Origin of the sequence: Kineococcus haloalkalitolerans (assembly GCF_050871905.1) — a bacterium.
Lineage (GTDB): Bacteria > Actinomycetota > Actinomycetes > Actinomycetales > Kineococcaceae > Kineococcus.
On sequence record NZ_JBJLSH010000007.1, the window covers coordinates 90,233 to 101,177 of the forward strand.

Sequence of the window (10,945 nt, forward strand, 5' to 3'; positions counted from 1 at the left end):
GGAGGGCGAGAGAGCCGCTGTAGCGTCGCCGCACTCCCCTCGACTCGAACTGGAGAGCGCGTTGTCCTCGTCGCTGGTCCTGCTGCTGCTCGCGGTGCTCTCCGCCGCGGTCGGCCTCGCCGCCACCCGCACCGTGCGCCGTCGCCACGGACGGCTGCTCGCCGCCGCCGTCGGCGCCGTCACGACCCTCGCGCTCCTGGCCGGCAGCACCGTGGGGTGGGCGCACCTCTCCGTCGACCGCTCCGGCACCGCCCGGGCGATCGCGTGGATGGACGCCGACGTCGACGACATCGACCGCTTCCCCGCCCGCCGCATCCCCGCAGGGCGCACCGTCCTACCGCTGCGCACCGCGGCGCTGCCGCCCGGCACCCTGGACGAGGTCACGGTCGCGGGGCGGACCCGCTCACTGGCGGGGCTCGTGGAGTCCACGGAGACCGAGGTGCTGCTCGTGCTGCGCGATGACGAGGTGGTTCACGAGCGCTACGCCAACGGCGGGGGACCGGACCGGTCGCACACGTCGTTCTCCGTCGCGAAGTCGTTCCTGTCCACCCTGGTGGGCATCGCCGTCGACCGCGGCGACGTCCGCTCCCTCGACGACCCGGTGACGGACTACCTGCCCGAACTGCTCGACTCCGACGAGCGGTTCCGGCGGATCACCCTGCGACACCTGCTGTCGATGTCCTCGGGCATCTGCTACAGCGAGCACGGCACGCCGTGGAGCGACGACGCCGTCACCTACTACTCCACCGACTTGCGCGCCACCGCCCTGTCCGCGCGGATCTGCGAACCGCCCGGCCGCACCTGGGTGTACGACAACTACAACCCCCTCCTCGTGGGGATGGCCCTCGAGCGCGCCACCGGCACGGACGTCGCCGACTACGCCGGCGAGCACCTGTGGGGGCCGGCGGGCATGGAGGCGGACGGTTCCTGGAGCCTGGACAGCGAGGCGAGCGGCTTCGAGAAGATGGAGAGCGGTGTGAACGCGCGGCCACGCGACTTCGCCCGCCTCGGCTACCTGTTCGCCCACGAGGGCCGGGTCGGGAACCGGCAGGTGGTCAGCGCGGAATGGGTGCGCGAGGCCACGGCTCGCGACACGAGCGCCGATCCGGCAGAGCACTACCAGCTCTGGTGGTGGGTGGACACCGAGCGCGAGGGCCGCTTCTTCGCGCGCGGCAACAAGGGGCAGTTCGTCTACGTCGACCCGGCGACCGACGTCGTCGCCGTCCGCCTCGGCCGCGACCACGGCGGCGTGGACTGGCCGGAGGTCCTGCGCGACGTCACCGACCGGGTCAACGAGTCCTCCACCGTGGAGCCGTGACGATCGTCCGCGCCCAGCTCGTGCGCTCGTGGTCGCAGTGGAGCAGGACGAGCACGGTGGCGGCGACGACGCCGACGCGCCCGCGGGAGGCCCTGCCGCCGCGGCCTGCGAAGGGTGCCACTGGCTGACGGCGCGAGCTGTCGGGACCACGGCGAGGGGTCACTGGGCCGGCGGCTGCACCCCCTCACCTCGAGCAGCCCGTGCTGCGCCAGCGCCACCGGCGAGGACAGTGCCGCCCGCGAAGACCGGGGCACCACTTCCAGCGGAGCACGCTCCCGGACCCTCCCCCTCTGACCCTCCCCCGGTAGCTCACCCGCCCGCCGCCACGTCGTCGAGCACCAGCACCCCCACCACCGGTCCACCTCCTCGACCTGGGAGCGAGCCGGACCACGAACTCCGCCGCAGACCACTGCTGCTCCGCCGTCACCCGGACGGCGGACGGGTTGTCCACACCGGCCCGCCGGTCGGCGACCGCGGTGAGCCGCGGCGCCTAGCGTTACGCGGGTGCGTGCCCACCCCCTCCTCGCGACCGTCCTCGCGCTCGCCGCGCTGACCGGGTGCTCCGGCGACGCGGATCCCGTCGCCGCGCTCGCGCCGGCGCCCTCCGTCGCGCCGCCGCCGGTTGTGGAACCGACACCCGTCGACGTCTTGGCGCCCGTCGTGGAGGAGCCAGCGCCGGCGCCCACGCCGACCGGGCCGGGGATGGAGTGGGTGTACGAGCAGAACGGGCGGTTCGAGGAGAACGAGGCATCGCTTTTTGTCGCGTACCTCGTTCCCGTCATGTCATACGGCTGGAAGTACAACGACAGCCGGCCACTGCGCGCCATCAGCAGTCCGACGTGCCAGACGTGTGCCGAGTGGGCCGAGTCGATGGACGCCGCCTTGCGAAACGGGACTATCTACGAAGGCGGTGAGACGTATCTGCGCAGCACCATGGTCACCGAAGTTTTCCCCGAAACGCAAAAGATGACGGTCGAACTCATCACTCGCACCGTGGCAGGACGCGCTCTCTCGCGAGACGGCGAAGTGCTCGCAGAGTTCCCTGAGTACGAATACGAAGAGGGTCCCGTCTACATCGTCATGGAGAACGGAAAGTGGCAGATCGCGGAGATCGTCTGACGTATGTAGGGATCGGTGTAGCCGTCCTCCTAGCCACCTCGATCGCACCCGCTCCTGACGCATCGGCCGCTTGTACACCGTCTCGGTCTAGCGCGGCTGGAAAGAAGGACTTCTCGGTAAACATTCGGAAGACCTGTTCTCCTCGCACAGCACCTTCCAAGCCACAGCGTAAGAGCGCCCCATCGGCACCACGACCACCCAGCCTTGAACGCCGGTCTCAACCAGCATGTGGCGACAACAACTGTGGCGACCAAGCCTGCTCCGTCGGCGAAACCCTCATGGCCAATTGGACCCGGTCGGCAGGCACGGAGGGGCCATGGGCGTCGGCAGGAAACTCGTGCGTCCCCGCCGCCCGCGCAGCCGACGGCACGGCCGTCGTCGTGCTGCCCGCCGTGACGATCGAGGACGTCGCGCGCCTCGGCCTACCGCCCGCACGCGCCACGCTGGAACCCGGCACCGGGAACGTCGTCCTCAACGTGCCCGTCAACGTGTTCGCGGACACCGGCCCGGTGGTCCGCGAGACGGAACTGCTGGGATTCCCGGTGACGATCCGCGCCACCCCCGTCAGCTTCACGTGGAGCTTCGGCGACGGGGCGGTCCTCGGCCCGACGGCCGACCCTGGCGCGCCGTGGCCGGCGATGACGACCACCCACACGTACACGACCCCGGGCACGTACGAGGTGGCGCTGACCACGACGTGGACGGCGACCGCGTCCGTCGCGGGCCTGCCGCCCGAACCGGTGCCCGGGACGGTCGACGTCGCCACCGCCGCGGGGACCCTGACGGCCCGCGCGGGCACCACCGTCCTGACCCGCTGACCGCGGCGCTGGGCCGGTCGGGTGACCACCCCTCCAGCCGGTGCGCGCACCCGCCGACGCTCACGCCGTGGAGCACCGTGCCGCCGGCCAGGGCGCTGCCGAGCAGGCCGCCCGGTACGCGGAGCAGGTGCAGGACCTGCGGGCCCGGCTCGCGGACCTCGAACGGCGGCACCACGCGTGGGCCGCCGGCGCGGAGGGCGAGCGCCTCGTCGGCGAGGTCCTCGACGGTCTCGTCCCGCACGGCTGGCGGGTCCTGCACGACGTGCACTGGCCCGGCCGGCAGCGGGCCAACATCGACCACCTGGCCGTCGGACCCGGCGGGGTCGTCGTCGTCGACAGCAAGAACTGGTCCGGGACCGTGGACGTGCAGGCGGACACCCTCCGCGTCGGCTCCCGGTCCAAGGCGGGCGAGCTGGCCGGGGTGCGCGACGCCGCGGCCGCCGTCACCGCCCACCTGCCGCCGAGGCGGCGGACGACCGTGGCCGGGGTGCTGTGCCTCGTGCAGCAGGACGTGCGCCCGCGTCCCGTCGCCGGGGTCACCGTGGTGGGCCGCGCGCACCTCGTCGACGCGTTGACCGCGCTGCCCGCGGTGCTGTCCCCGGCCGCCGTGGAGGCCACCGCGGCCGAGCTGCACCGGCTGACGTCCCGGCGCACACCCCCGACGCCGACGACGGCGGACCTCGCGCGCACCCGCGCGGCCACCCGCGAGCTCCCGGCCCGCGCCCGCGGCACCGCCCGGCGCCCGACCACGCGCACAGCCACCCGACCGGCGGGCCGTCCCCCCGTCACCGGGTCCGTCCGCCGCACCCTGGCCCGGTTCCTGCTGGCCGTCGTCCTGCTGGCGGTCGCGTCCGCGGCGCTGCCCGCTCTCGTCGGCTCCGTCACCGCCTCGATCGCCGCCGGACTGGCCGAGCACCTGCCCGTCCCGGCACCGGAGCGACCGGCGCCCTGAACGGCGTCAGGCGCAGCGGAGGCCGCCGAGCCCGTCGGCGAGCGCGTCGAGGACGTCGGCGACGTCGACCCGCCCCGGCAGCGCCGCGGGGCCGTGCGCGGCGCCGAGCCAGGCACCGGCCAGCGCGCCCGCCCCGGCCGCGCGCGGACCGGTGAGCGCCAGCCGCAGCGCCAGGCGCGGTTCGGCCGGGTGGGACAGGACGGCGTAGACGGCGGCGGCCAGCACACCCGTGCACGCGGGGCCGCCGGCCAGGACCTCGGCGAGCTGAGGGTCCCCCGGGGCGCGGTGCGCGGCCCGCACGGCGGCGTCGGCCGCCCACACGGCGCGCGCGTCCAGCCCGGCCAGCACCGCCGCGGCGAGCGCGTGCCCAACCGCCTCGGCGAGCGGCGCCCCGCGCAGGGCGGCGGCCGCGACGAGCGCGGCGACCCCGGCGGGCGCCGCGGTGACGCTCCCGTGCGTGAGGACGGCCGTGCGCGCGGCGGTGAGCGCCACCGCGGCGTCCGCGCCCTCCCCGGCGAGGCCCAGCGCGGCCACGGGCAGCGCGCGCACCACGGCGTGCCAGCCCGCGCTCGTGGTCAGCGGCTCGCGCAGCGTCCCGGCGGCGCCGGTGGCCAGCGCGCGCGAGGTCGCGCCGGAGGGGCCGCGGTCCTCGTGCAGCGGGGACGGACCGGGCGCCACGGGAGCCCGGTGGCGCTGCGACCAGCGGCGGTACGCGGCGTGCACCTCGGCGACGGGGTCGGCGCCCGCCCCGGCGCGCAGCACCCCCTCGGCGCTGGCGCAGGCCAGCTGCGCGGCCACCCCGTGCCGCAGCACGCCGCCCGCGCCACCGTCAGCGGCGCCCAGCGCCTCACCCGCGGCGAGGCCGCGCAGCAGGCCCCGCACCGTCCCGGTCGTCGTCCGTTCCACGAGCAGCGGATCGGCCGGCGCCCCGGGCCCCTGCACCCGCGGCGGCGGGCACCACCCGTCCGCGGCGGCGACGTCGCCCGTCCGGGTCAGGCGCTCTCGGCCCGCGGGGACAGCTGGCCGCGCAGCACCGAGTCCGAGGAGTGCCCCGGGTCGCCGTCCAGCGGCTCCCGGGAGACGTCGACGGTGGAGAAGCGGTCCAGGTCCACGTCGGCCGGCAGCACCGCCGTGAACTCCTCCCCCACCAGCGGGCCGAGGGCGATCAGGCCGCCGTCGGCGTCGAGCAACCACGCCTCCAGCACCCCGTCGGCGGCGGGCGCGACGCCGCTGACCCGCACGACGAGCTGGTGGTGGCCGTCGACCTCGTGGACGTCGGCGATGCCGGTCCCGTCGGAGTCCAACGGGTCCAGGACCGCGGAGGCGACGAGGGGAGCGGACGGAGGGGCGGCCACGGGTTCCGCGCCGCGGTCCCACGCCCGGGCGCCCAGCGCGCCCGCGGTGACGCCCACCAGCAGCGCGGCCGCCACCGGCAGCCAGCGCGCCGGGCGGGACACCGGCAGCGGGCGGGGCTGCGGCGGCAGGACGGCGTCCGGCACGGGCACCGGCACCGGCCGCTGCGGGTGCGAGCGCACCCCGGCCTCGCGGGCGACCGCCTCCCACGTGCCGGCCGGCACGGGCACGGGCGCGACCTGCTCGGTGTTGCGCGCAGCGGCGGCGGTGCGCGCGAAGCGGTCGACCTCCTCGCGGCAGGCCGCGCACGCGGCCAGGTGCTCGGCCACCCGCGGGGGGGCCGGTTCTCCGAGAGCTGTCAGGACGGCTTCTTCGTCGCTGAGGTGCTCGCCGCTGCTCGCGGCGCCGCCGTCCTCAGGTCCGGGCACCGTCGTCCTCCAGCCGGTCTCGCAGGCGCCGCAACGACCGGCGCAGGTGGCTCTTCACGGTGCCGACGGGCAGCTCCGTGAGCTCGGCGATCTGGCGGTGGGTCAGGTCGTCGAAGAACGCCATCCGCAGCAGCGTGCGCTGCGGTTCGCCCAGGTGGTCCAGCTCGTCGAGCAGGACGATCCGGTCGGCGACCAGGTCGTGCGGCAGCGGGCCGGACGTCCCGGTCTCGCCGGCGGGCAGGCTACCCGGTTCGGCGACCACCTCGGCGGTGCGGTGGCGGGCGGTGAGGGCGTCGGCGATGCGGTGCCGGGCGATGCCGACCAGCCAGGCCGGCAGCGCCGAGCGGGCCGGGTCGTAGCGGTCGTGCGAGCGCCACGCGGAGACGAACACCGCCTGCACGACGTCCTGCGCGTCCGCGTCGGGCAGCCGCCGCAGGGCCAGGGCGTGCACGAGACCGGACCAGCGGGTGAAGGCCTCGGCGAGGGCGTCCTCGGCGCCCTGCGCGAAGGCGGCGGCCACGGTGGCGTCGTCGGCGACCGACAGGTCCGGGCGGGTCGGTTCGTGCACCGCGGCGGGCGCGACGAGCGCGTCGGCCTCCTCGCGGCCGGCCCAGGCGCGCCGCAGGGCGACGACGGCGCGCGGAGTCATGACCTCCACGGTACGGAGCGGCGACCCGTCCGCCAGCCGGAGACCGGTCCGCTCCACCACCGCGGCGCTCACCGGACCGGCTGCGCGCGGACCACGACGTTGTCCTCGTAGCTGCGCGTGACGGGGTCGAAGTCGCCACCGCAGGTGACGACGACCAGCTCGTGCGGCCCGGCGCGCCGGAACACCTCGTCCAGCGGCAGGGCCGTCTTCTCCACCGAGCGGCGGGCGACGACCTCGTAGGCCGCCGTGGACCCGTCGGCCAGCAGCACCTCCACGCGGGCGCCCTCGGCCACCCCCGCCAGCGGGTACAGGGCGCCGGGCCCGGCCGCGGCGGTGTCGACGTGACCGGCGACGACGGTGGTGCCCTCACCGCCGGGGGCGGCGCTCCAGCGGTACCAGCCGACGACGTCGCCGTCGGCGGGCACGTCGAAGGCGCCGTCGTCGCGCACGCCGACGTCGACGAGGGGTGCGTCGACGCCCAGGTCGGGGATGCGCAGCCCCACGGGCGCGGGCAGCGCGACCGGCACCGTCGGGGTGGCCGGTCGCGCGGTCCACGACGGGCGCGCGGCGGGGTCCGGACCGGCGCCCGGTCCGGCGGTCGGCGCGCTGGTGGCCACCGCCGCGGGGGGTGGTGCGGCGGCAGCCGGCCCGAACTCCTCGGCGGGCCGGCTGCCCCACCACGCCCCCACGAGGGCGAGCCCGGCGAGCGCCGACACCGCGCACAGCAGCGCCCGCGCTCGCCCGGTCACGACCGGTCGGCCGGCTGGGTGCGGCGGATCGCGACGAGACCGGCGGCGGCGGTCACGAGGGCCAGGGCGCCGGCACCGGCGACCCAGCCGGGCAGCCCGGCGCTGGCGAGGCCGGCCTCGCCCGAGGGGACGCCGCTCGGGCTGGAACCGCCGCCGTGGACGGTCTGGGTGGCCAGCTGCAGGTTGCCGTCCTCGGCCGAGCCCCACGCGTAGACGATGGTCTGCACGCCCTCGGGCAGGTTCAGGTCGGCGGGGCCGATCGCCACGTCGGAGGTCCCGGCGAGCGCGACGTCGGCGGAGACGGTGCCCGCGGGCACGGTCGCGCTGGCCTCGTCCGGGTTGGTGAGCCCGGTCAGGACCGGCTGGCCGCCGGCGCGCACGTCGACGGCCGGGGCCGCGGCGGTGTGGCGGACGGTGAGCTCGGCCTCGCCGGGCGCCAGGTCGGACGGGTCGTTGACGAACGGGGTCAGCACGGGCGTGCCCTCGGCCGACAGGTGGGCGGCGACGGTGACGTTCGCGCCGGCCGGCACCTGCACCCCGTCGGCGGAGATGGCCGGCTCGGTGCTCTCCGGGTCCGCGCCGGCCGGGTACACGGCCAGGTCGTAGCTGCCGGCGGGCAGCTCCTGCGGGTCGGTCAGGGTGCCGGGGGTGAAGCCGGTGAGCAGCGCGTCGCCGTTGGCGTAGACGTCCACGGGGGTGTCGGGCACGCCGTGCAGGATCGAGACGGTCGCGGTGCCCGCGGTCGAGGCGGCGGCGGTGCCGGCCAGGGCGAGCGGGGCCGCGAGCGCCACGAACGGCGCGGCGACGAGGGCGGCGGTGCTGGGAACCTTGCGCACGGGGTCCTCCTCGGGCGGTGGGACGCCGGTGCGGCGTCCCTGTGCCCCCTCTTCCGGCGCGGGGGCGCCCCCGGATGCACGAGTTCCCGGGAGTTTCCCGTCAGCCCGGCTCTGGGCCGGTGGTGACGGGCCGGGCGGGGTCGGCGACCCACTGCGACCACGAGCCCGGCCACAGGACGGCGGGGACGCCGGCGACCTCGAGGGCCAGCAGCGCGTGCGCGGCGGTGACACCGCTGCCGCAGTAGACCCCGACGGGCCGGCCGTCGAGGGCGCCGAGGGCGGCGAAGCGGTCCCGCAGCTCCTGCGGCGGCAGGAAGCGGCCGTCGGCACCGACGACCGCGGTGGTGGGAGCGCTGCGGGCACCGGGCACGTGCCCGGCGACGGGGTCGACGGGTTCGACCTCCCCGCGGTACCGCTCGGGCGCGCGGGCGTCGAGCAGGACGCCCTCGCGGGCCAGGCTGGCGGCCTCGTCGGCGTCGAGGACGGGCAGGGCGCCCGGCCGCACCACCACGTCGCCGGGTGCGGGCAGCGGCGCGGCGGTCTCGACGGGGCCGCCGGCGGCGACCCACGCGGCCCACCCGCCGTCCAGGACGCGCACGTCGCGCAGACCGGCCCAGCGCAGGACCCACCACCCGCGCGCGGCGCTCGTGGCGGGGCCGGCGTCGGTGACGACGACGCGCGAGCCCTCGCGCACCCCGGCGTCGCGCAGGAACTCCTGCAGGGCGAGCGGGTCCGGCAGCGGGTGCCGGCCGGTGCCGGGGCCGGGTGGGGAGGCGAGCTGGGTGTCGAGGTCGACGTACACCGCGCCGGGCACGTGCCCGCGGGCGTGCTCGGCGGCCCCGTCGGGCCCGCCGAGGCTCCAGCGCACGTCCAGCACCACGGGCGGGTCGGCGCCCTCCAGCTCGGCGCGCAGCTCGTCGACGCTCACCAGGGGGTGCACGCGGCCAGTCAACACCCGGCGGGACGATCGCCCCGGCTGGCGGTGGCCGCAACGTCCCCCACGGCGTATAGTTGAAGCAACAACAACCATTGAGGACGGTGCGGTGTGGGTCGACGTGCGGGGCGCCTGGGTCTGGGGCTGCTGACGTTCGTGCCCGACCACACCGGCGGGGCGGCCGCGCTCGAGCACGGCCTGCGGCTCGTGGAGCTGGCCGAGGACCTCGGCTACGACACCGCCTGGGTGCGCGTGCGCCACCACGAGCCGTTCCTGTCCTCCCCGATGACCTTCTTCGCCGCCGCCTCCCAGCGCACCCGGCGCGTCCACCTGGGCACCGGCGTGATCCCCATGCGCTACGAGGACCCGCTGCGCCTGGCCGAGGACGCCGCCACCGTCGACCTGCTCAGCGGCGGTCGCCTCGAGCTGGGCGTCAGCGGCGGCATCCCCGTCACCGCCTCCGTCCTCGACACCGTGCACGGGCCGTCCCCGCGCGGGTTCTCCGGCGAGGCGCAGCACCGCACCGCGCTGCTGCGCGACGCGCTGGCCGGCCGCGCCGTCGGCCACGCCCCCGACGGCTTCATGTCGCTGCCCGCCGGCAGCGACCTGCGCACCACCCCGCACAGCCCCGGCCTCGTCGACCGCCTCTGGTACGGGGCCGGCTCGCGGGCCAGCGCGGCGCGCACCGGCGAGCAGGGCCTGCACCTGCAGGTGTCCACCCTCAACACCGAGGAGACCGGCGAGCCGTTCGACGTGGCGCAGGCCCACCAGGTCGAGGCCTACCGCGCCGCCCGCGCCGCCGCCGGGCACGGGGACGGCCGGGTCAGCGCCGGCCGGATCCTCCTGCCGCAGCTCGACGCGCGGGACGAAGCCGACCACCGCGAGTTCCTCGACGGCTACCGCTCCGGCATGACGGCGGACGGGCGCCCCAAGGGTGAGGGTGGGCCGCCGATGCGGTTCAGCCCCGCCCTGGCCGGCCGTCCCGACGACCTCGTCGAGGCCCTCCTGCGCGACGCGGCCCTGCCGCTGGTGGACGAGCTGGTCGTCGTGCTCCCCGCGAACGGACCTGTCGAGGCGCACGAGCGGATCCTGCGCGCGACGGCCGAGGACGTCGCCCCGCACATGGGGTGGAAGCCCGCCTGAGCCCCCGCCTCACCAGGCACGGGGCCCGAGCGGTCCGGGGAAGAGCTGGCCGAGCTGGCGGGTCTGCCCGTGGACCACGTGGTCCGGCTCGAGCAGGGGCGGGCACGCCACCCGTCGGCGCAGGGCGTGGCGTCGCTGGCCCGGTCCCTGCAGCTGAGCGCGATCGAGGCCGAGCACGCGCACCGCCTCGTCGGCCTGCGGGAGCGGGGCTCGGTGGGCCGCCACGTCTCGGCGCACAAGACGGTCGAGCACCCCCTCGTCGGGGACGTCACCTGTGACTGCGACGTCATGCCGGTGCCGGGCCAGCGACGTGCGCCTCGTCGTCCACACCGTCAGGACCGGCTCCCCGGACGAGGAGACGCTGGCCCTCCTGCGCGTGGCGGCCGGTCAGCGCACCGCCCGCTCGAGACTCGCCTCAAGGCCCACCGTCGGGGGGTGCGCCCGGACATGAGGAAGGGGTGCCGGTCCCCGGCACCCACCCTCACGGGTGGTGCCAGGGACCGACACCCCTTGCTCGAAGAAGTGTGGCCGGCGGTGTCCTACTCTCCCACCCAGTCTCCCGGGCAGTACCATCGGCGCTGGTGGGCTTAGCTTCCGGGTTCGGAATGTTACCGGGCGTTTCCCCACCGCTATGACCACCGGACCA

At 76.5% G+C, this 10,945-nt stretch carries 12 protein-coding genes and 1 rRNA gene; 6 read left to right on the plus strand and 7 right to left on the minus strand.

Annotated features, from left to right (window positions below):
* Positions 1-61: 61 nt before the first annotated feature.
* From ACRYMY_RS04975 to ACRYMY_RS04995, 5 genes are all read left to right on the plus strand, one after another.
* The gene (locus ACRYMY_RS04975; RefSeq protein ID WP_432546164.1) at positions 62-1,318 is read left to right on the plus strand and encodes a serine hydrolase domain-containing protein; all 1,257 of its coding nucleotides are present in this window, start codon (positions 62-64) and stop codon (positions 1,316-1,318) included.
* The gene (locus ACRYMY_RS04980; protein WP_432546165.1) at positions 1,315-1,446 is read left to right on the plus strand and encodes a hypothetical protein; all 132 of its coding nucleotides are present in this window, start codon (positions 1,315-1,317) and stop codon (positions 1,444-1,446) included. The genes ACRYMY_RS04975 and ACRYMY_RS04980 overlap by 4 nt, the downstream gene beginning before the upstream one ends.
* A 376-nt stretch (positions 1,447-1,822) precedes the next feature.
* Complete coding sequence (locus tag ACRYMY_RS04985) at positions 1,823-2,437, plus strand: DUF6318 family protein (protein ID WP_432546166.1); 615 nt, start codon at positions 1,823-1,825, stop codon at positions 2,435-2,437.
* Positions 2,438-2,817: 380 nt separating this feature from the next.
* Positions 2,818-3,255, plus strand: a complete 438-nt coding sequence (locus ACRYMY_RS04990; protein WP_432546167.1) for a PKD domain-containing protein — start codon at positions 2,818-2,820, stop codon at positions 3,253-3,255.
* A 67-nt stretch (positions 3,256-3,322) separates the two neighbouring features.
* Entirely contained in the window at positions 3,323-4,207 is an 885-nt protein-coding gene (locus ACRYMY_RS04995) for a nuclease-related domain-containing protein (RefSeq protein WP_432546168.1), read from the plus strand.
* 6 nt (positions 4,208-4,213) lie between these two features.
* Here the strand turns inward: ACRYMY_RS04995 and ACRYMY_RS05000 are convergent, their stop codons facing one another.
* The 6 genes from ACRYMY_RS05000 to ACRYMY_RS05025 all read right to left on the minus strand — a co-directional run bounded on the left by ACRYMY_RS05000 (position 4,214) and on the right by ACRYMY_RS05025 (position 9,162).
* Complete coding sequence (locus tag ACRYMY_RS05000; protein ID WP_432546169.1) at positions 4,214-5,113, minus strand: ADP-ribosylglycohydrolase family protein; 900 nt, start codon at positions 5,111-5,113, stop codon at positions 4,214-4,216.
* An 86-nt stretch (positions 5,114-5,199) separates the two neighbouring features.
* Positions 5,200-5,988, minus strand: coding sequence for an anti-sigma factor (locus tag ACRYMY_RS05005; RefSeq protein ID WP_432546170.1), 789 nt, complete (start codon positions 5,986-5,988; stop codon positions 5,200-5,202).
* On the minus strand, positions 5,975-6,637 hold the full coding sequence (locus ACRYMY_RS05010; protein ID WP_432546171.1) for an RNA polymerase sigma factor: 663 nt from the start codon (positions 6,635-6,637) through the stop codon (positions 5,975-5,977). The genes ACRYMY_RS05005 and ACRYMY_RS05010 overlap by 14 nt, the downstream gene beginning before the upstream one ends.
* 68 nt (positions 6,638-6,705) lie before the next feature.
* Positions 6,706-7,386: a class F sortase gene (locus tag ACRYMY_RS05015; RefSeq protein WP_432546172.1), complete on the minus strand. Its 681-nt coding sequence runs from the start codon at positions 7,384-7,386 to the stop codon at positions 6,706-6,708.
* On the minus strand, positions 7,383-8,222 hold the full coding sequence (locus ACRYMY_RS05020) for a DUF4397 domain-containing protein (protein WP_432546173.1): 840 nt from the start codon (positions 8,220-8,222) through the stop codon (positions 7,383-7,385). Before ACRYMY_RS05020 ends, ACRYMY_RS05015 begins: the two co-directional genes overlap by 4 nt.
* A 100-nt stretch (positions 8,223-8,322) precedes the next feature.
* Positions 8,323-9,162 carry a sulfurtransferase gene (locus ACRYMY_RS05025; protein ID WP_432546174.1) on the minus strand — a complete coding sequence of 280 codons (840 nt, stop codon included), beginning with the start codon at positions 9,160-9,162 and terminating at the stop codon, positions 8,323-8,325.
* A 105-nt stretch (positions 9,163-9,267) separates the two neighbouring features.
* Here ACRYMY_RS05025 and ACRYMY_RS05030 point away from each other — a divergent pair, with 105 nt between their 5' ends.
* On the plus strand, positions 9,268-10,299 hold the full coding sequence (locus ACRYMY_RS05030; protein WP_432546175.1) for an LLM class flavin-dependent oxidoreductase: 1,032 nt from the start codon (positions 9,268-9,270) through the stop codon (positions 10,297-10,299).
* A 526-nt stretch (positions 10,300-10,825) separates the two neighbouring features.
* On the opposite strand, the gene rrf is transcribed toward ACRYMY_RS05030, so the two are convergent.
* Positions 10,826-10,942: ribosomal RNA gene (gene rrf / locus ACRYMY_RS05035) — 5S ribosomal RNA — on the minus strand.
* Between the last annotated feature and the right edge of the window lie 3 nt (positions 10,943-10,945).

What these genes read in the sequence shown, in the direction of transcription:
- ACRYMY_RS05010 (WP_432546171.1), bottom strand. Translation starts at nt 6,637, where the DNA reads ATGACTCCGCGCGCCGTCGTCGCCCTGCGGCGCGCCTGGGCCGGCCGC.